The sequence below is a fragment of the Amycolatopsis sp. Poz14 genome (genome assembly GCF_006704225.1).
Lineage (GTDB): Bacteria > Actinomycetota > Actinomycetes > Mycobacteriales > Pseudonocardiaceae > Amycolatopsis > Amycolatopsis nivea.
Genome location: NZ_JACLHD010000001.1, coordinates 7,974,783 through 7,993,285, shown reverse-complemented (window position 1 = coordinate 7,993,285; position 18,503 = coordinate 7,974,783). Strand labels below are relative to the sequence as shown.

Genomic DNA, 18,503 nt, shown 5'->3' with positions numbered 1-18,503 from the left:
ATGCGCAGAACGGTCAGCCGGGTGGCTCAATGCCATGGTCTTGGGCGAGGATCGCCGCCTGCACCCGGGACCGCAGGCCGAGCTTGGCCAGCACCCGGGAAACATGCGTTTTCACCGTCGCCTCGCCGATGTACAGCCGGGCGCCGATCTCGGCATTCGAGAGTCCCGCGCCGAGGCAGCCGAGCACCTCGCGTTCGCGTTCGGTGAGGTCGGCGAGACCCGTCGGGGCGGGCGACGGTCCGGCCGGGGTGCTGGCGAACGCGGTGATCAGCCGTTTCGTGACCTGCGGGGCGAGCACGCCCTCGCCCGCCGCGACCAGCCGGACTGCCTCGATCAGCCGCGGCGCCTCGACCGACTTCAGCAGGAAGCCGGCGGCCCCGGCGCGCAGGGCGGCGTGCACGTACTCGTCGAGGTCGAAGGTGGTGAGGACGAGGACTTCGGCGAGCCCCTCGGCGATCAGCTGGCGGGTGGCGGTGATCCCGTCGGTGCCGGGCATCCGGACGTCCATCAGGACGACGTCCGGCCGCAGCGCGCGGGCCTGGCGCAGGGCTACCTCGCCGTCGGCGGCCTCGCCGACCACCTCGATGCCCTCGGCGTTGCCGAGGATGAGCGCGAGCCCGGCGCGGATGGCGCCGTGGTCGTCGGCGACGAGGACTCGGACGGTCATGACGGCTCTCCGGCGAGGGGAAGTTCGGCGTGGACAAGCCAGCGCGGCCCGGACGGTCCTGCTCGCAGGGTGCCGCCGACGGCGTGCGCGCGCTCGCGCATGCTCAGCAAACCGTGCCCGCCGCTGTCGGACGGGGTCGGCGCGCCGAGCAGTTCGTTGCCGATTTCGACGGTCAGCGTGCTGTCGGCCACGCGAAGCCGCACCGTCACCCGGCCGCCCGGCGCGTGTTTGACCGCGTTCGTCAGCGACTCCTGCGCGATCCGGTACGCGGTGAGGTCGACCGCGGTCGGCAGTTCTTCGTCCACAGTGGAATCCACGGCGACCGTCATGCCGGCCGCGCGCGCCGATTCCACCAGCCTGGCCAGTTCGGCAAGCCGGGCCGGAGCGGTCACCTCGTCCTCGGCGGATTCCGAACGCAGCAGGCCGATCATCGCGCGCATTTCCTCCAGCGCGCGCACGCTGTTCTCCCGCACCGCGACGAGCACGGTCTGCGCGGTCTTCGGATCGTCCGCCATGGACAGTGCCGCCTCCGACTGGATGGCGATCGCCGACAGATGCCCGGCGACGACGTCGTGCAGGTCGCGGGCCATCCGCGCGCGTTCGGCTGCCACCGCTGCCCGCCGGTCCAGCGCGGCGATCGTCGCGAGCTGCTCGGCGTTGGCGCGCTCGCTCGCCGCGATGTCGCTCTGCTGGCGCACATTCGCGCCCCACCACACCGGGACCAGCAGGAACGACAACATGCTGAACGCGCCCAGCGCCGCCGCCCGCCAGCCCGCCACGGCCAGGAACACGAACAGCACGGTGAGCGTGACGGTGGCGGTCACGCCGACCAGCACCCGGGTTGTCCATCGTGAACCGTGCAGCATCGCGGAGTACAGGAAATCCGTGTACGCGATGACGATCGGCAGCGACAGGCCCAGCGCGACGTCGACGCCGACGATCCCGGTGGCGGCCAGCAGCCCCCACGGCACCGTCCGGCGCAGGAACGCGGCGAGGCACATCGCGCCGAGTTCGGCGAACCGGACCCAGAGCGGGAACGGGTCGCCGTTCGGCAGCAGCTGGTGGCCGCCGGTGAGGTACAGCATCGTGCCGCCGGCGAACACCGCGAGCGCGACGAGGCCGTTCTGCTGCCACGGCGGCAGTTCGCGCGGCCGGGGGAGGGCCGAGCGCAGGTCTCGCAGGCGCACCCGACCATGACAGCACACCGCGGCGGCCCGGTCGTCCTACGAAATGATGACCCCCCGATCGTGCCGTCCGCTGACGCGCGCGGACTCCCGCGCCCGCGACAGTGAAGCCATGGACGAGTTTCTGAACAGCCCGCTGACCGCGGCCATCGTGGCGTGCGAGATCGGGTTCTGGGTCTTCATCGCGGCCGGGCTGCTGACCCGGTACGCGCTGCGCAAGCAGAAGGCCAGCACCGTGCTGCTCGCGCTGGTGCCCGTGGTGGACCTGGTGCTGCTGGTGATCACGGTGATCGACCTGATGAACGGCGCGACGCCGAACGTGACGCACGGGCTGGCCGCGGTGTATCTGGGCTTCTCGGTGGTATTCGGTCCGTCGATGGTGGAGTGGGCCGACGTCCGGTTCGCGCACCGCTTCGCCGGCGGTCCTCGGCCGGAGAAGCTGTACGGCCGCGCTAAGGCCCGCAAGGAATGGCGCGAATGGGGCAAATGCGTGCTGGCCTGCGCGATCAGCGCCGGGCTGTTGCTGCTCGCGATCGTGGTGGTCGGCAAATCGGGCCACGTCGAGCCGCTGTGGGGCTGGCTGCCGCGGCTGGGCACGGTCACCGGTCTGTGGTTCGTGTTCGGACCGCTGTGGCAGGAGATTTTCGGTTCCTCCGCGCCGAAAAAGGAGGCGTCGCGATGATCGAGCTGATCGGCGTTCTCCTGGTGGTGCAGGGCGCGGGCGGGCTGATCAACCGGATCGCCGGATCCGAGCATCCGAGCTGGTTCCTGCAGTTGCACGTGCTGCCGCCGCAGCTGCACGTGATCGCCAGCATCGTCCTGCTCGGCGCGGGCGTGGCGGTGCTGTTCGCGAACCGGGCGCGCAACCGCCGCCGCGGCTAAACTCGGGAGCATGGCGGCCGGTCCGGTTCTGCTGTTCGCCGTGGTCAGCGTGGCCCCCTCGGCGTTGTTCTGGGCTGCCCTCCGCGTCCCGGCGCTCTGCCGCTGGCTGCGTCGGCGACGTGCCGCTCCCGTGCCGTCCGCACCGCCGGTAGAGCAGGTGGCGGCGGACTTGCGCCGAGTACGCCGGACCCTCGCGCAACTCCCCGCCGGAACGCCTGCCGCGCGCCGCATCGGCACCCGGCAGGCGTACGACGAACTGCTCGTCACCGCCTGCCGCGAGATCGGCGTCGAACACCGGCTCGACGGCTTGCGCGAGGGTGCCGACCGGGATCTCGAACGGCTGCGGATCGAGGAATCGCTGAGCCGTAAAGGATTAGTGCTGTCCTGAGCGGAGTGGCAGGATGCCCCGGTGGACTTCCAGCCTCAAGACCGGCCCTCGGACGCGTTCCAGCAACCCCTCTCCGCCGACCAGATCGAACTGCTGTGCCGCCGCGCGCTCGGCACCAGCGTGCGGTCCGCCGTCGAAATCGGATGGGGCGGCTACAACAACACCTACCGGGTGGAGCTGGCCGACGGCCCGGCGATCCTGCGCGTCGCCCCGGAACCGGCGCGGCAGACGCGGATCGAGCCCCAGTTCATGCGCAACGAATACCTTGCCGCGCCGTACTTCGCGCCGATCTCGCCGCTGATGCCGCGCACGCTCGCGGCCGATTTCACGCACCAGGTCATCGGCCGCGATTACGTGCTGCAGGCCGTTCTCCCCGGAGAGCCCGGCCCGGAAGTCCTCCGGGGCTTCGAGCCGGAGGAACGGGCGCCGTACTTCCGCCAGCTCGGCGAAATCACCCGCGCCATCCACGACGTGCGCGCCCCCGGTTTCGGCCTCGTGGCCGGGCCGCATTTCGCGACCTGGAGCGAAGCGCTGATCGCGTACTTCGAGGACAACGCCGCGGACGTCGAAGACCTCGGCCTCGACGGATCGGACCTGCGCGAGGTAGCCGCTTGGGCGAAGCGCGACGCCGCGCTGCTCGACGAGATCGCCGAACCGCGCCTGCTGCACGGGGATCTGTGGCACGTGAACGTGATGCTGACGCCGGAACTGGAGATCGTCGGGGTGTTCGACCACGACCGCAGCTGGTGGGGCGACCCGGCGGCGGACTGGACGATCCGCATGGCGTCAGCGAAAACCGGCTCGAGGCGGGACTGGTTCTGGGACACCTACGGCCAGCCGGACGCATCCCCGTCGGCGCGGAGGCGGGCGTTGTACTACGAAGCCCGCCATCTCGGTGCGGTGCGGTTGGAGCGGTATCGGCTGGGCAAGGAGGGGAAGGTCGAGGAGTCGTATCCGGAGGTGGCGGAGATCCTGACGGCGCTGGAGTCATCGGAGTAGCGGTTTCGCCATCGCCGAGGATGACTGCGCCACGAGGAACTCTGCGGTGGTGGAGCCCGCTGCGGTGCCGAGGTTGTTGGCGGTGTCGACCCAGGTGCTGGCTTCGGTGCTCTGGTGTTCGGGAACCAGCTTGTCCGAAGCCAGGTAGGACACGACGAACACGGGACGGCGGCCATGACGATGCCCCGTACCACCAGGTTTTCCGCTGTCGCAGCGAGCGCGATCCCCGCGGCGAGCACGAAGATCAACGCGGCCTGCTGGGTGGACGCTGGCCGCTGGTGTTTCCGTTGGCCCCAGGCGAGTCCGCCGAGGAGGCTCCTGCGGGCGAGCGCGGCTTCGATGTACCGGTGGCTCCCGGGTTGCCGTGCTCTTGTGCGCGGGCGACGACGGTGGTGACAGCGATGCCGGTGCCCGCAGCGGTAATGAGGATGATCGTGGCGAGTGCGGCGAATCGACGGGTGCTCAGCGGTCCCAGACTCCAGTTGAGCGGTTCTGCCGACACGGCTGACCGGGCAACCCCGCGGCGGCGAGCAGCGCGGCAGCCGGGAACGCGGTCGCGACTATCGCGCCGGTGATGACCGGACCCGCGAGATAGAGGGCTTCCTCGCAGGCAGAGTCCAGGCTGTACGCGCGTTCGAGGAGTGCGGTGTTCTCGGTGAGGGTTCGCCAGAGCATCCGCATCACCGGCCCCAACGGCGGGGCACAGACGCCGAAGAAGATGCTGAGCAGCAGATACGGGGCCGAGGCAGCGACGCCGGACCAGGCCAGCAGCGCTAGTGCGGCGAGTGGGGCGGCAGTGGCGGTGGCGAGAACGGGAAGGGTTCGGGCTGGCCCGAAGCGGTCGATGACACGGGCTTTGAACGGCATGAGAATCGAGGAGAGCCCGAAGCAGGCGACGGCGGCGCCCGCGGCGGTGAAGGATCCGGTGGCCTCTTGGACGGTGAACAACAACGCAAGCGGGAGCACCCCGAACGCGAGACGGCCCGTCAACGCCGCGCCGAAGGTCGCGGCGGCATGCGGGATCGTCAGGACAGCACGGTAGCTCCCAGCACTCGATGTACTGGACAAGAACAGCTCCTGGGAACGGCGACACGGCCGCAGGGGACTGCGGCCTTCAGGACAAGGCAGGGTCGCGAGGGACGGGTAGACCCGTCCGGGTTCCTAGGGCCGTTCGAACGACATGGCGCGACTGTAGCAGCGAATCCGCTCAGAGTGACGGGTCCGAGCCGCGCAGAGCGGCCCACCAGAACCCGAACGCCGCGATCAGCACGCTGACCGTCAGCCAGCCCGCGAATCCGCTCCCGTCGACCAGCGCCCAGAACGCGCCCACCACCGGGGCGACCGCCAGCACCGGCAGGTCGGCACGGAACTGTCGCGCGAGCCGTACCGGCGTGGCAGCGGCGAGTGCGCGTTCCTCGTCCGGCTCGGAAGGGTTGTCCAGGCGACGGCCGCGAGGCTCGCCCGTGCGCACCGAACCCGCTGGGTACAGCACCTCGTCGTTGATCCGGACGGCAACGTGGCGGTCCGTACGCAGGTCGCCCAGCACCTCGACGCGCGACGGCGACGGAAGGCCGATCAGCGTCGGCGAGAAATACACCGGGATCCAGCGCGGCGTCGCGGTGTCGGTCTCCAGCCACGACCGCGTCAGCAAGCCGCGCTGCACCTTCACCCGGCGCATCGGCACCGACGCGCTCACCTTGCGCCGAGAGGGCTGCACGAATCGCGTGAAGAGCAGGAAGCCGTTCACCGCCAGCATCGCGAGCACCGCGACCACGGTGACGGTCGCGTACGTCGAGGCACGGTCGGCGGTCACCAAAGCCGAAGCGCCGGTCGTGACCGCGCGCGAGGGGGCCGACGGGTCGTAGCGCACCGGAACCTTCGTGCCCAGCGGCGGGGGAGTGGTGTCCAGTTCGACCGCCGCGCTCGCTTCCGGCTGGTTCGGCACCGGGAACCGCACGGTGACCGTGTTGTCGTCGACCCGCGAGACGATCCCGGTCGCGTTCGCCATCAGCCCCTGCAGCCGCGGCCGGGCGCTGTTGAACTCCAGCAGCTGCACCACGAACACCGCGGCACACGCGACGAGCACGACCGCGCTCGTCACCAGGATGTGCCGCACCGGCCGCAATCGCAGGAACTTCCGCACAAGGATCACCTTAACTGTCCAAAAAGGAAGGAGCGGCGCGGGGAGTCCGCGCCGCTCCTTCGATTCCCGCTGGGGGAGGATTACTTCACGAACCCGATCTTCGGGTAGTCGTACGGGTTGTTCGCGTAGCCCGGCGAACCGTAGTTGGCCACCGTCTTGCGGACGGCGAAGGCTCCGACCGACTGGAAGATCGGAAGCTGGTGGCCCAGCGCCCAGATCTCCTTGTCCGCGGCGTTGATGTCCGCGGCCCGCTTGGTGTCGTCCAGTTCCTGCGCGGCGGTGTCGAGCAGCTGGTTTTCCTTGTCGCTGCCGATCCGGCCGTAGTTCTGGTTGACGTTCTTCGGGTCGAGGTAGTAGATGCCCTTGCTGCCGCCGATCGGGAACGAGTTCGAGATCCAGCGGAACAGCGTGAGGTCGAAGTTGCCGACGTTCACGTAGTTCTTGAAGAACTCGGTCGACGGGACCGCGACGATGTCGATGCCCACGCCGATCGCCTTCAGCTGCGACTGCAGGATCTGGCCGGTCTGCTGGCTGATCGGGGTGCCCGACGGGATGACCAGGCGCAGCTTCAGCTGCTTGCCGTCCTTGGCACGCAGGTCGCCGGACTGCTTCCAGCCCAGCTTGTCCAGCTCGGCCTTGGCCGCGTTCTGGTCGAACTTGTACGGGCCGCTGTTGTCCTCGTAGGTCTTAGAGCCCTTGAGGAACAGGTGGTTGCCGATCGGCGTCGTGTCCTTCTGCATCTGGCCGAGGATCGACTTCGCGATGGTCACCGTGTCGACGCCGCGCATGACCGCCAGCCGCAGGTCCTTGTCCGCGAGGATCGAGGACGGGGCGCCGTTGAGCGTCATGTGCGTGTAGTCGGGGTAGGCCGACTGGCGCACGACCGCGTTCGGGTCCGCCTGGGCCCGCTTGAACGCGTTGATGTCGTTGTTCAGCGGGTAGAAGTCGATCTGCCCGTTGGCGAACGCGTCCGCCAGCGCGGGACGGTCCACGACCTTGTAGGTCACGGTGTCCAGCTTCGGCTTGTCGCCCCACCAGTTCGGGTCGCGCTCGAACACCGCGGTCTTGGCGGTGTAGTCAACGCTCTTGATCTTGAACGGACCCGCGGTGATCAGCGCCTTCTGCGCCCAGCCCTTGTTGAACGTGTTGGCGTCGGCCATCGCCTCCTTCGGGTACAGCGGCGAGAACAGCGACTTCCACTCCGCGAACTTCTTCGCGAAGGTGACCTTGACGTCGAGGTCGTCAGTGCCCTTCTCGACCTTGGCGATGTCCTCGTAACCCGTGGTGCTGGACACCTGGTAGGCGGTGTCCTTGCCGTTCAGCGCCTTCGCCATCGCGGCGAAGTCCTCCCAGGAGAACTGGCGCCCGTTGCTCCACTTGGCCTTCGGGTTGATCTTGTACTCGATGACCTGCGGGTCCTTGCTGACGATCTCAGCAGAGGTCAGGTAGTTCTTGTCCAGGCCGACCGTCGCGTCCGCGTTCTGCGGGAACGGGTAGGGCAGGATCGCGCCGAACATGCTCGCGCCGTCCAGGACCGTGCCGTCGACCTGGTAGTAGTTCCAGTTGTCCGGCAGCTGGTCGACCGGCCACTTGAAGTCGCCGCCGTCCTTCACCTTGTCCATCGGCTGCGCGTTGATGTCGGCGGTCTTGACGCCCGAGGAACCGGTGTCCTGCAATCCCTTGTCGCCGCCGCCGCTGCCTCCGCCGCAAGCGGCGAGCAGGAGCCCCAGAGCGGCAACGGGGGCCACGATCGCGGCCATTCTCCGTCGCATGTGTTTACCTTCCTTCTTCTGGTGTGCCAACGGATCGTGGCTACACGACTTCGCGGGTTTTGGCGTAGTGGCACGCGACGTCGTGGTCCTCGGCGCGGGATTCGCGCGGAGGTTCGACGTCGACGCACTTCTTCTTGTCCTCTTCGGACAGTTGGGAGAAGACGAAACACCGGGTGCGGAACCGGCAGCCCGACGGCGGGTTCGCCGGGCTGGGCAGGTCGCCGGTGAGGATGATCCGGCCGCGTTCGCGTTCCTTGGCCGGGTCCGGGATCGGGATCGCGGACAGCAGCGCCTGCGTGTACGGGTGCTGCGGCGCCTCGAAAACCGTGCGGACGTCGCCGATCTCCACGATCTTGCCGAGGTACATCACGGCCACGCGGTCGGCGATGTGCCGGACCACCGACAGGTCGTGCGCCACGAACAGGTACGACAGGCCCAGCTTGGCCTTCAGCTCGTCCAGCAGGTTGATCACGCCGGCCTGGATCGACACGTCGAGCGCGGACACCGGCTCGTCGAGCACGATCAGCTTCGGCTCCAGCGCGAGCGCCCGCGCGATGCCGATGCGCTGGCGCTGCCCGCCGGAGAACTCCGCCGGGTACCGGTCGGCGTGTTCGGGCCGCAGCCCGACCAGCCCGAGCAGTTCCGGCACCCGCTGGTCGATGCGCTCCTTCGAGAACCCGTGCGTCACCATCGGCTCGGCGATGATGTCGCCGATCGGCAGCCGGGGGTCGAGCGCGGCCATCGGGTCCTGGAAGACCACCTGGAGGTCGCGGCGGATCGACTTGCGGTCCTTGCCCGCGAGCTTCGCCACGTCCTTGCCGAGCACCGCGACCGAACCGTGCGACGGGGCCGCCAGCTCGAGGATCTCCATCAGTGTGGTCGACTTGCCGCAGCCGGATTCCCCGACCAGGCCCAGGGTTTCGCCCTCGACGATGTCGAAGGTGATCCCGTCGACCGCGCGCACGACGCCGACCTTGCGCTTGAAGACGGTGCCCTTGCTGACCGCGTAGTGCTTCTGCAGGTCCTGCACGTCCAGCACGGTCGAGCGCTCGGTGCGCGGCAGGGACGCGACCTCGGCCTCCTCGATCACCTCGGCCCCGTAGACCTCGGCGGCGTCCGCGTCGGGACGGGCGAGTTCCTCGGTGCGGATGCAGGCGGCCCGGTGCGTCGTGTCGACCGGCGCGTTCGGGTTGCCCGGCGTGATCGTGAACAGCTCCGGCTCGGCCGTCCGGCAGGCGTCGATCGCCAGCGGGCAGCGCGGCGCGAACGGGCAGCCCTGCGGCAGGTTCACCAGCGACGGCGGCTGGCCCTCGATCGGCACCAGCGGCTGCTTCTCCCGCGCGTCGACGCGGGGAATCGAACCGAGCAGGCCCAGCGTGTACGGCATCCGCGGCTGGGCGTAGATCGTCTCGACCGGACCCTGTTCCACCGCGCGCCCGGCGTACATCACCATCAGCCGGTCGGCGAACCCGGCGACCACGCCGAGGTCGTGCGTGATGATCACGATGCCCGCGCCGGTGACCTCCTGCGCGGTCTTCAGCACCTCCAGCACCTGCGCCTGCACCGTCACGTCGAGCGCGGTGGTCGGCTCGTCGGCGATGATCAGGTCCGGGTCGTTGGCGATCGCGATGGCGATCACCGCGCGCTGGCGCATGCCGCCGGAGAACTCGTGCGGGAACGCCTTCGCCCGCGCCGCCGCGTTCGGGATGCCGACCAGGTCGAGCAGTTCGACCGCGCGGTTGTTCGCCTGCTGCTTGGTGATCGTGCCCTTGCCGTGCACCAGCAGGGCTTCGGCGATCTGCGCCCCGACGGTGTACACCGGGGTCAGCGCCGACAGCGGGTCCTGGAAGACCATCGAGATCTTCTTGCCGCGGATCTTCGACAGCTCGGTGTCGGACTTGCCGATCAATTCGCTGTCCTGGAACCGGATCGAGCCCGACACGCGCGCCTGCGGCGGCAGCAGCCCCATCACCGCCAGCGACGACACCGACTTGCCCGAACCGGACTCGCCGACGATGCCGAGCACCTCGCCGGCCTCGACCTGGTAGTTCAGCCCGCGCACCGCGTGCACGCGGCCGGACTCGGAGGGGAAGGACACTTCGAGGTCGGAAACCTCGAGCACGGTGCCAGTCGGCTTGCCCGTTTCCGCGCTCAGTTCGAGTGCGGCGCTCATGCTTCTGCTCCCACGGTCTGCGTCGACGCGGTCGACTTCGTCTTTTCTTCGATCCGCTTGCGTTCCTTGCGCCGCGAACGGCTGGACGACGGGTCGAGCGCGTCGCGCAGGCCGTCGCCGACGAAGTTCACCGCGAGCACGGTGAACACCAGGAAGCCGGCCGGGATGTAGAACAGCCACGGGAACGTCCGGACCGCGTCGGAACCCGCCGAGATCAGCGTGCCCAGCGAAACGTCCGGAGCCTGCACGCCGAAGCCGAAGAACGACAGCGACGTCTCCATGATGATCGCGACGCCGACGTTGATCGTCGCGTCGATGATCAGCAGCGAAGCCATGTTCGGCACGATGTGCTTGAAGATGATCCGCCACGGGGACTGGCCCATGAACTTGGCGGCCTTCACGAACTCGCGCTCGCGCAGCGTCAGCGTCATGCCGCGGACGATGCGGGCGGTGATCATCCACTGGAACAGCGCGATCAGGCCGACCAGGATCAGCCAGGTCTTGCCGCGGAAAGCGGGCGACAGGATCGAGATGATCAGGAACGGCGGCAGGATCAGCAGCAGGTCGACGACCCACATCGACACCCGGTCGGTCCAGCCGCCGAAGTAGCCCGCCGCGGAGCCGACGATCGAGGCCACGCCGGTGGAGAACAGCGCGGCCAGCAGGCCGATGGTGAGCGACTTCTGCAGCCCGCGCATGGTCTGCGCGAACATGTCGCCGCCGATCTGGTTGGTGCCGAACCAGTGCGTGCCGTCCGGCGGCATCAGCGTCGAGGTCGGGTCCAGTTCGTCGTAGCCCCACGGCGAATACCAGCTGTAGGTGAACGCCAGCACGTAGAACAGCAGGATCACGACGAGCCCGACGAGGGCCAGCTTGTTGCGGAAGAACCGGCGGGCGACGAGCCTGCCCCGGCTGGAGGACTTCCCGGTCTGCTGCGAGGCGTCCGTTTCGGTGGCGGCGACGGCCGAGTCGGCGAGGTCGGCCTCGTTCAATGGGGCGGCCATCAGATCCTCACCCTCGGGTCGAGCGCGGCGTAGAGCACGTCCGCGAGCCAGCCGGCGAGCAGCACGCAGATCGCGATGAACAGGGTCACGGTGGTGACGATGTTGGTGTCCTGCTTCTGGATGCCGGTCACCAGCCAGTCGCCCATGCCGTACCAGCCGAAGATCTTCTCGGTGAAGACGCCGCCGGTGATGAGCAGGCCGAAGCCGAACGCGAACAGCGTCGCCATCGGGATCAGCGCGGTGCGCAGGCCGTGCTTGAACAGCGCGCGCCTGCGGGTGAGGCCCTTGGCCTGGGCGGTGCGCAGGAAGTCCGAGCCGAGCACGTCGAGCATCGCCGAACGCTGGTAGCGGCTGTAGTAGGCGACCTGGGTCAGCACGATCGCCAGGGTCGGCACGATGATGTGCTGCAGCCGGTCGAGCAGGACGTCGCCGAAACCGCCGTCGACCGCGCCGCCCTCGCCCTGCACGATGAAGAACTGGTAGCCGTCGAGCAGGTTGTCGTTGACCGACTGCGCGCCCGCCTTGAGGATCGTGGCGATCACGAACACCGGCGTCGACAGCACCACGAAGGAGAACGTGGTGGCGATGTAGTCGCTGATCTTGTACTGCCGGATCGCGCTGACCACGCCGACCAGCACGCCGATGATGATGCCGATCGTGATCCCGAGCAGGAACAGCCGCAGGCTCACGCCCGCGCGGCGGAACAGTTCGTCGGTGATCGCCTGATCGGCCACGGTGCGGCCGAAGTCGCCCTGGAACACGCCGCCCAGCCAGGTGAAGAACCGGTGCGGGATCGCCTGGTCCAGGTGCAGCTCGGCGGCCTTGGCGTCGATGGTCGCCTGCGGAGCCGGCGGATTGCGCAGCTTGAGCGCGTCCAGCGGGCTGAACGACAGCGACGCCAAGGAGAACGCCGCGAAAGTCGCGACGAGGCACAGGGCGATGTAGTTGACGAGTCTGCGGAGGAGGAACCCGATCACAGTTGCCTCGCTTCACCGGGGCCGGAGGATCCGCTCCGCGCCGCCGGGCATCCCTGGCTCGCTCGCGATTGAGTTTTCGTCGAAAACACTGGGCGGTGCTGCCTTCCAATACTGACGCTCGTTGTGGGCGCAGCCTAATGGCGATCAGTCGTTGCGATCTTCGTTTTCAGGCAACCAAACAATCACGATTTCCGTGTTCGGGCAGAGAACAACCGACTTTCGCCTCTTGCCCGGGTCTCAGTGTCGCGGTGGGTGCGCGACTGTGCACCGGCGATGAGTATTCCGGAACGGTTCCGGGGGTTCCGGGTGAACGGTTGTGAACAGGAAACGGACACGCGCGCGACACCGCCGCTCCGAGTCGCCGCGGACTTGCATGTTCGGGTGCACGTTCGCCCGCCGCGATTCACTGCGCGGATTACCCTTGCGCCGCAGCGTAATTCGCATCGGGATCCGGTGTCGCCGGGTTTTCCGGAGTCGTCGGCGTCCACTGTGGTCAGACGAAGGAAGGATTTCGCGGAAATGCCGGGCCGATGCCGCGGCGGCGTTGTCGGTAAACGCAGAAACCCCGCCGCCGCGTAGTGCGGGGCGGGGTTTCTCGCGGGAACCGGAGAAGCTCAGTCCAGGTAGTCGCGCAGCACCTGCGAACGCGACGGGTGACGCAGCTTCGACATCGTCTTCGACTCGATCTGCCGGATCCGCTCGCGCGTGACCCCGTAGACCTGGCCGATCTCGTCGAGGGTGCGCGGCTGGCCGTCGGTGAGGCCGAAGCGCAGCCGGACCACGCCCGCCTCGCGCTCGGACAGCGTCTGCAGCACCGACTGGAGCTGGTCCTGCAGCAGCGTGAACGACACCGCGTCGACCGCGACGACCGCCTCGGAGTCTTCGATGAAGTCGCCGAGCTGCGAGTCGCCCTCGTCGCCGATGGTCTGGTCCAGCGAGATCGGCTCGCGCGCGTACTGCTGGATCTCCAGGACCTTCTCCGGCGAGATGTCCATCTCCTTGGCGAGCTCCTCGGGCGTCGGCTCGCGGCCGAGGTCCTGCAGGAGTTCGCGCTGTATGCGGCCGAGCTTGTTGATGACCTCGACCATGTGCACCGGGATGCGGATGGTGCGCGCCTGGTCGGCCATCGCGCGGGTGATCGCCTGGCGGATCCACCACGTGGCGTACGTCGAGAACTTGTAGCCCTTGGTGTAGTCGAACTTCTCCACCGCGCGGATCAGGCCGAGGTTGCCCTCCTGGATCAGGTCCAGGAACGCCATGCCGCGGCCGGTGTAGCGCTTGGCCAGCGAAACGACCAGCCGGAGGTTCGCCTCCAGCAGGTGGTTCTTGGCCCGCTCGCCGTCGCGCACGATCCACTTGAGGTCGCGGCGCATCTGGGTGACGAGCTTCTCGCCCTCCTCCTCGGCGGTGCGCACGCGCTCGGCGGCGTAGAGCCCGGCCTCGATCCGCTTGGCGAGCTCCACCTCCTCCTCGGCGTTCAGCAGCGCGACCTTGCCGATCTGCTTGAGGTAGGCGCGGACCGAGTCGGCCGACGCGGTGAGCTCGGCGTCCTTGCGCGCCTGGCGCAGCGCCTCGGACTCCTCCTCGTCCCACACGAAGTCCGGGTTGTCCGAGGACTTGCCGCCCTTCTCGGCGGCGCTCGCGCGGCGGCGGGCGGCAGTGGACGTCGCGGCGCCCGCGGCCCCCTCGGTCGCCTCGGCCTCGTCCTCGGAGTCGTCGTCATCGTCGTCGGTCTCGTCGTTGACCGTCTCGTCGACGACGTCGACCTCGACCTCTTCGAGATCGGACAGATCCGGGCTGTCGAGTTCGGCCTCGTCGAGGTCGACCGGGCCGTCGGGATCGCCGTCGTCGGTCTTCGGACCCTTCGCGGCGGCCTTCTTGGCCGGAGTCTTCTTCGCGCCCGCCGGCTTCGCGGCGGTCTTGCGCGCCGGGGACTTCGCCGCTCCGGTGGCTGCCTCGTCGGCCGGCTCGCCGGCTTCGGTCGCTGTCTTCGTCCCGCCTCGGGTTGCGGTTCTTGCGGCTGCCACTTACGCCCTTTCGCAGCGGTCGATCATGACGAGCCGAGATGTCGCCACCTCAGCTGCCTCACATTCGGGGAACACGCCTCGGCCTGCGGTTTTGCCTCCGCAGCTCCTGCGCCGTGTTCCATTGTAACGACGTCGGCCCACTGCGTCGCGAAGCGATCACCCTCCGGCCCCCTTCCCGGCGCCTCCCGGTGACCGGTCCGAGACCCGGCGCGGACCCGGCGGTCAGTGCCCGGCGCCCTCCGCGGCGGCCGCGGCGGCCCCGACGATGCCCGCGTTGTTCTGCAGCGACGCGACGACCACCGGCGTGCGGATGTCCAGCAGCGGCACCCACTTCTCGGCCTTCTTGCTGACGCCGCCGCCGACGATGAACAGGTCCGGCCAGATCAGGTTCTCCAGCACCGAGAGGTACCGGTGCACCCGCTTGGCCCACTGCGGATACGACAGGCCCTCGTTGTCCTTCACCGAAGCGGCGGCGCGTTTTTCCGCGTCGTGGCCGTCGACCTCGAGATGGCCGAATTCGGTGTTGGGCACGAGCTTGCCGTCGTGGAACAGCGCGCTGCCGATGCCGGTGCCGAAGGTGAGCAGCGCGGTCACGCCGGTGCGCGCGGCCGCGTCGCCGAAGCGGATCTCGGCGAGGCCCGCGGCGTCGGCGTCGTTGAGCATCGTGACCTCGCCGACGCTCTTGCCGAGCCGCTTCGCGAAGAGCGCCTCGGCGTCGGTGCCGATCCACTTGTGGTCGATGTTCGCCGCGGTGTGCGCGGTGCCCCTCTTGACCACCGCGGGAAGCGTCACGCCGACCGGGCCGTCCCATTCCGCCGCGCGGACGATCTCGGCGACGACGTCCGCCACCGCGTCCGGCGTCGAGGGCTGCGGCGTTTCGATCCGGTGCCGGTCCCCGATGAGCTGTCCCTGTTCCAAATCGACCAGCGCGCCTTTGATCCCGCTGCCGCCGATGTCGATTCCGAAACCTCGGGTCGCCGTCACTGACGTGGTCCCTTCTCGCACGATTCAGAAGTCTGCTGCGGAGACTTTAACCGGATGTGGTGACATGGCGGGCGTGGGAGTTGACGAGGCGATGCTGAACGACCTGAAGAACACCTCCGAACAGGTCGCGGTCGAGGCCGCGCACCTGGTCCGGACGGCCTGGGTGCGGATGCGGTCCGGCGGCGAGGTCGCGGTGGACACGAAGTCCGCTGAGACCGACGTGGTGACCGCGGTGGACCGGGAGTCGGAGGAACTGGTCCGCGCCCGGCTGGAGCGGATCCGGCCCGGGGAACCGGTGCTCGGCGAGGAAGGCGGGGGAGCGCTCGGCGGCGGCGTCACCTGGGTGGTCGATCCGATCGACGGGACCGTCAATTTCCTGTACGGCCTGCCGGCCTTCGCGGTGTCGATCGCGGCGCAGATCGACGGGGTGTCGGTCGCGGGAGCGGTCGTGGAGCCGGTGAGCGGCCGGCGCTGGACGGCCGTCCGCGGCGGCGGTGCGTGGCTCGACGGCGAGCGGCTGTCGGTGTCCGCGGCGGACCGGCTGGACCTGGCGCTCGTCGGGATGGGCTTCTCCTACGCGCGGGACCGCCGGATCCGGCAGGGCAAGCTGACCGCGGATCTCGTCGGGCAGGTGCGCGACATCCGCCGCCGGGGCGCGGCTTCGCTGGACCTGTGCGCGGTCGCGGCCGGATGGCTGGACGGATTCTTCGAGCACGGTCTGCACCGCTGGGACTGGGCGGCCGGAGCGCTGGTGGCGCAGGAGGCGGGCGCGACGGTGCTGCTGCCGGGCGAAGCGGCGGATCTGGGGGAGGACGCGACGTTCGCGGCGTCGCCGGGGATCGCGACGGAACTGCGCGCGGCGCTGGTCGCGGGAGGTGCGGCGGAGGTGTGACCGCGGGCCGGGCCTGCTGACCTCGTCCGCGGGGTCAGCAGGTGACGGAGCGCGCCGAGGCCAGGAGCGTCTGGTCGATCACCGGCGCGCCGGGGCTGGCGGACTGCTCGCTGCCGCCGCCCCCTTGATGCGCCTGCGACCAGGCGGTGAGCTGCTTGAGGATCTTGACCGCCTCGGGCCGCGGCTGGACGTCGGTGAAGAGCTTGCCGGTGGCCAGGTCGACGGAGGCGTCCTTGCGGGTGTCGTGCACCAGTTCCGCGCAGGGCACCACCAGGCTGACCGTGCGGGCCGCGGCGGCGCCGTTGTCGCCGTACCGGATCTGGCCGCGGCAGCGCGCGTCGCCCTTCGGGTACGCCGGGTCGTTGGCGGGATCGCCGATCGCGGTGAAGCCGAGTTCGCGCAGCGCGTTGGTGGCGATGCTGCCCTGCCCGCGCGTGCTGCTGGCGTTGAGCACCTTCAGCGCGACCTTGTCCGGGGGCATCGGCGAGCGGTCGTCCAGGCCGTTGTGCGGGACCGAGGTGTAGGTGATCCCCGGCGGCGCCTTGGGCTCCGGGCTGCAGCGCACCGCCTCGTCGATGTCGCCGCGGCCGACCACGGCGTTGACCCAGACGAACACCGCGCCGAGCGCGAGCACGCCGATCACGATCAACGCGGGCAGCGGACGGTGCTTGCGGTAAGGCCGCGCACCACGGTTCCCCGCCCCGTTCCCCGACGCCACCTGCCCCGTCCCTTCCCCTCGCAGAACCGGCCGCGGTCGCCCCGCCGCGCCTCGCGGTAACCGCCAGCGTACGCACCGGCGTGGTAGCCGGTGAGCCTAGGCGCTGTTCGCGACGCGCGGTGTCGCGGGTCACCTTCACCCGTTCCGCGTAATGCCCCTCGGTGGCGATCGCACCACGGACGGCTCCGCGCGAGCAAGCCGACTCGGCGGCGAGGTGATGTTTACGACGCCGGGGCAACCCGAACGGAGGACAGGCGTCTCACCTGCGCGTTCCCCCTCCCGGGTGACGCTGGACCGGCAATGTCCGACTCGGTGCGAGACGCGTCCGGCGGTGAGCTACCCTTCCCGGGCTCCGGCCGCAGAACGAGGCCCGCCAGGCTGAGACCTGGGTCACTCGCGGGCCGGGCACAAACAGGGGCGCTGGAACGTTGACCAGCGGCACGACCGGTATCGGGCGCCTCCGGAACCGGTGCAGGACGACACGCTGAATCGCAGGGGTGAGGGACACCATGGCTACCGACTACGACGCTCCGCGCCGCAGCGAAGCCGACGAGCTGGCCGAAGACTCGTTGGAGGAGCTGAAGGCCCGGCGGAACGAGAACCAGTCCGGCGTCGTCGACGTCGACGAGGACGCGACCGCGGAGAACTTCGAACTTCCCGGCGCGGACCTTTCCGGGCTCTCCGGGGAAGACATGACCGTGAAGGTCGTGCCGAAGCAGGCGGACGAGTTCACCTGCTCGGTCTGCTTCCTGGTGCACCACCGGAGCAGGCTCGCCGAGGACAACGGCGGCAGGCTGATCTGCCGCGATTGCGCCTGACCTGGGGATTTTCACAGGGAGATCTAGGGGAGATTCACGGGGTCAGCGTTTTCGCGGTCTTGGGAAGACCGGGTAAGCACGGGGGTCGGCCGGTGGTCGGCCCCCTTACTCGTGTTCGGGGGTTCTCGTCGCCTGGCGGCGACATCGGCTTTTGGTTGCGTGGGGCACCCCGAAGTTTGATTGTGCTGACGGTTCGGGGGTGCTTGTCAAGGCGGGAAAGATGCCTTGACAAGCACCCCCGAACCGCAGATGCGCTTCGTATCGGGGTGCGGGGGAGGGGCTGGGTGCCTCGCTCGTTGGGTGCACTGGCTGCGGTTTTAGGGTCGTGAGGGGAACCCTGAGGGAATCAGCGGCTGTGAGGGTTCCCCTCACGACCAGCGCGTGGGGTCAGGCGTTGTTGCGGAGGAGTTCTACGACTCGCTTCGGTTTGCGGGTGCTGAAGAGCCAGTACGGGGTGGGGTCTGCCGGGTCGGTCAGGGTGATGCGGACTGCTGGGCCCACCCAGCCTCGGTGCAGGACGAAGGCGGCGGGGTCGCCGTCGCGGCCCAGGGCGTGGCGTTTGGCGTCCTTTTCCACGACGGTGATCTCGCCGACGTAGCGGAGCGGCAGGTGGGCGTCGCCGACCCAGAGTTCGGGGTCGTCTCCGCTGGTGATCTTGATTTTCGCCCTTCCCAGCGACAGCAGGAGGGCGGCCATGACCGGCACGGCGATCGCGAGCGGGATCCACATCGGGATGGACGGGTAGCCCAGGTGGACCTCGACGCCCAGCAGGATCGCGCCTGCCATCGGCAGGGGCCAGCCCCACCACGGCAGGTAGAGCCGTTCGGAGTGTGCGACGACGCCCGTCGCGGCGGTGTTCACGCGGTCAGCCACAG

At 69.1% G+C, this 18,503-nt stretch carries 19 protein-coding genes; 6 read left to right on the top strand and 13 right to left on the bottom strand.

The genetic code is table 11. The annotated features are described in order from the left end of the window. Nucleotides 1-13 precede the first annotated feature (13 nt). Nucleotides 14-667: a response regulator transcription factor gene (locus FKO37_RS37045; RefSeq protein ID WP_134731139.1), complete on the bottom strand. Its 654-nt coding sequence runs from the start codon at nucleotides 665-667 to the stop codon at nucleotides 14-16. Further along, nucleotides 664-1,839, bottom strand: coding sequence for a sensor histidine kinase (locus FKO37_RS37040; protein ID WP_374204467.1), 1,176 nt, complete (start codon nucleotides 1,837-1,839; stop codon nucleotides 664-666). The genes FKO37_RS37045 and FKO37_RS37040 overlap by 4 nt, the downstream gene beginning before the upstream one ends. A 124-nt stretch (nucleotides 1,840-1,963) precedes the next feature. Here FKO37_RS37040 and FKO37_RS37035 point away from each other — a divergent pair, with 124 nt between their 5' ends. Genes FKO37_RS37035 through FKO37_RS37020 form a run of 4 tightly spaced genes read left to right on the top strand, consistent with a single transcriptional unit; the run spans nucleotide 1,964 to nucleotide 4,120 of the window. Beyond that, nucleotides 1,964-2,533, top strand: coding sequence for a hypothetical protein (locus tag FKO37_RS37035; protein ID WP_238607521.1), 570 nt, complete (start codon nucleotides 1,964-1,966; stop codon nucleotides 2,531-2,533). Further along, on the top strand, nucleotides 2,530-2,733 hold the full coding sequence (locus FKO37_RS37030) for a hypothetical protein (RefSeq protein ID WP_037819169.1): 204 nt from the start codon (nucleotides 2,530-2,532) through the stop codon (nucleotides 2,731-2,733). Before FKO37_RS37035 ends, FKO37_RS37030 begins: the two co-directional genes overlap by 4 nt. A gap of 10 nt (nucleotides 2,734-2,743) precedes the next feature. Beyond that, nucleotides 2,744-3,121: a hypothetical protein gene (locus tag FKO37_RS37025; protein ID WP_238607520.1), complete on the top strand. Its 378-nt coding sequence runs from the start codon at nucleotides 2,744-2,746 to the stop codon at nucleotides 3,119-3,121. A 21-nt stretch (nucleotides 3,122-3,142) separates the two neighbouring features. Then, complete coding sequence (locus FKO37_RS37020; RefSeq protein WP_238607519.1) at nucleotides 3,143-4,120, top strand: phosphotransferase; 978 nt, start codon at nucleotides 3,143-3,145, stop codon at nucleotides 4,118-4,120. Here FKO37_RS37020 and FKO37_RS37015 read toward each other — a convergent pair. The 9 genes from FKO37_RS37015 to ppgK form a co-directional block, all read right to left on the bottom strand. Beyond that, complete coding sequence (locus FKO37_RS37015; RefSeq protein ID WP_238607518.1) at nucleotides 4,109-4,273, bottom strand: hypothetical protein; 165 nt, start codon at nucleotides 4,271-4,273, stop codon at nucleotides 4,109-4,111. The genes FKO37_RS37020 and FKO37_RS37015 overlap by 12 nt on opposite strands. A gap of 309 nt (nucleotides 4,274-4,582) precedes the next feature. Further along, nucleotides 4,583-5,188: a hypothetical protein gene (locus tag FKO37_RS37010; protein ID WP_238607517.1), complete on the bottom strand. Its 606-nt coding sequence runs from the start codon at nucleotides 5,186-5,188 to the stop codon at nucleotides 4,583-4,585. A gap of 139 nt (nucleotides 5,189-5,327) precedes the next feature. Next, the gene (locus FKO37_RS37005; protein WP_037819158.1) at nucleotides 5,328-6,263 is read right to left on the bottom strand and encodes a DUF3592 domain-containing protein; all 936 of its coding nucleotides are present in this window, start codon (nucleotides 6,261-6,263) and stop codon (nucleotides 5,328-5,330) included. Between the two features lie 80 nt (nucleotides 6,264-6,343). After that, the gene (locus tag FKO37_RS37000) at nucleotides 6,344-8,035 is read right to left on the bottom strand and encodes an ABC transporter family substrate-binding protein (RefSeq protein ID WP_238607516.1); all 1,692 of its coding nucleotides are present in this window, start codon (nucleotides 8,033-8,035) and stop codon (nucleotides 6,344-6,346) included. Nucleotides 8,036-8,075: 40 nt separating this feature from the next. Continuing rightward, nucleotides 8,076-10,208, bottom strand: coding sequence for an ABC transporter ATP-binding protein (locus tag FKO37_RS36995; protein ID WP_037819153.1), 2,133 nt, complete (start codon nucleotides 10,206-10,208; stop codon nucleotides 8,076-8,078). Beyond that, complete coding sequence (locus FKO37_RS36990) at nucleotides 10,205-11,212, bottom strand: ABC transporter permease (RefSeq protein ID WP_134666457.1); 1,008 nt, start codon at nucleotides 11,210-11,212, stop codon at nucleotides 10,205-10,207. Before FKO37_RS36990 ends, FKO37_RS36995 begins: the two co-directional genes overlap by 4 nt. Beyond that, entirely contained in the window at nucleotides 11,212-12,189 is a 978-nt protein-coding gene (locus FKO37_RS36985) for an ABC transporter permease (RefSeq protein WP_037819149.1), read from the bottom strand. Before FKO37_RS36985 ends, FKO37_RS36990 begins: the two co-directional genes overlap by 1 nt. Nucleotides 12,190-12,803: 614 nt before the next feature. Further along, nucleotides 12,804-14,216: an RNA polymerase sigma factor gene (locus FKO37_RS36980; RefSeq protein WP_238607515.1), complete on the bottom strand. Its 1,413-nt coding sequence runs from the start codon at nucleotides 14,214-14,216 to the stop codon at nucleotides 12,804-12,806. A 222-nt stretch (nucleotides 14,217-14,438) separates the two neighbouring features. Then, the gene (ppgK, locus tag FKO37_RS36975) at nucleotides 14,439-15,200 is read right to left on the bottom strand and encodes a polyphosphate--glucose phosphotransferase (protein WP_037819144.1); all 762 of its coding nucleotides are present in this window, start codon (nucleotides 15,198-15,200) and stop codon (nucleotides 14,439-14,441) included. 64 nt (nucleotides 15,201-15,264) lie between these two features. On the opposite strand from ppgK, the gene FKO37_RS36970 reads away from it, so the two are divergent. Then, nucleotides 15,265-16,092, top strand: coding sequence for an inositol monophosphatase family protein (locus FKO37_RS36970; protein WP_134731129.1), 828 nt, complete (start codon nucleotides 15,265-15,267; stop codon nucleotides 16,090-16,092). Between the two features lie 34 nt (nucleotides 16,093-16,126). Here the strand turns inward: FKO37_RS36970 and cei are convergent, their stop codons facing one another. Then, nucleotides 16,127-16,810, bottom strand: coding sequence for an envelope integrity protein Cei (gene cei, locus FKO37_RS36965; RefSeq protein WP_037819138.1), 684 nt, complete (start codon nucleotides 16,808-16,810; stop codon nucleotides 16,127-16,129). Nucleotides 16,811-17,319: 509 nt separating this feature from the next. On the opposite strand from cei, the gene FKO37_RS36960 reads away from it, so the two are divergent. Beyond that, nucleotides 17,320-17,628, top strand: a complete 309-nt coding sequence (locus FKO37_RS36960) for a DUF4193 domain-containing protein (RefSeq protein ID WP_013224476.1) — start codon at nucleotides 17,320-17,322, stop codon at nucleotides 17,626-17,628. Between the two features lie 387 nt (nucleotides 17,629-18,015). On the opposite strand, the gene FKO37_RS36955 is transcribed toward FKO37_RS36960, so the two are convergent. Next, entirely contained in the window at nucleotides 18,016-18,501 is a 486-nt protein-coding gene (locus FKO37_RS36955) for a DUF3093 domain-containing protein (protein WP_134731847.1), read from the bottom strand. Nucleotides 18,502-18,503: the final 2 nt, after the last annotated feature.

Bases quoted from the DNA above. Each gene is read 5' to 3' on its own strand.
- FKO37_RS37025 (WP_238607520.1), top strand. From the start codon at position 2,744: ATGGCGGCCGGTCCGGTTCTGCTGTTCGCCGTGGTCAGCGTGGCCCCC.
- FKO37_RS37035 (WP_238607521.1), top strand. From the start codon at position 1,964: ATGGACGAGTTTCTGAACAGCCCGCTGACCGCGGCCATCGTGGCGTGC.
- FKO37_RS36990 (WP_134666457.1), bottom strand. From the start codon at position 11,212: ATGGCCGCCCCATTGAACGAGGCCGACCTCGCCGACTCGGCCGTCGCC.
- FKO37_RS37000 (WP_238607516.1), bottom strand. From the start codon at position 8,035: ATGCGACGGAGAATGGCCGCGATCGTGGCCCCCGTTGCCGCTCTGGGG.
- FKO37_RS36960 (WP_013224476.1), top strand. From the start codon at position 17,320: ATGGCTACCGACTACGACGCTCCGCGCCGCAGCGAAGCCGACGAGCTG.
- FKO37_RS37030 (WP_037819169.1), top strand. From the start codon at position 2,530: ATGATCGAGCTGATCGGCGTTCTCCTGGTGGTGCAGGGCGCGGGCGGG.
- FKO37_RS36995 (WP_037819153.1), bottom strand. From the start codon at position 10,208: ATGAGCGCCGCACTCGAACTGAGCGCGGAAACGGGCAAGCCGACTGGC.
- FKO37_RS36970 (WP_134731129.1), top strand. From the start codon at position 15,265: ATGGCGGGCGTGGGAGTTGACGAGGCGATGCTGAACGACCTGAAGAAC.
- FKO37_RS37045 (WP_134731139.1), bottom strand. From the start codon at position 667: ATGACCGTCCGAGTCCTCGTCGCCGACGACCACGGCGCCATCCGCGCC.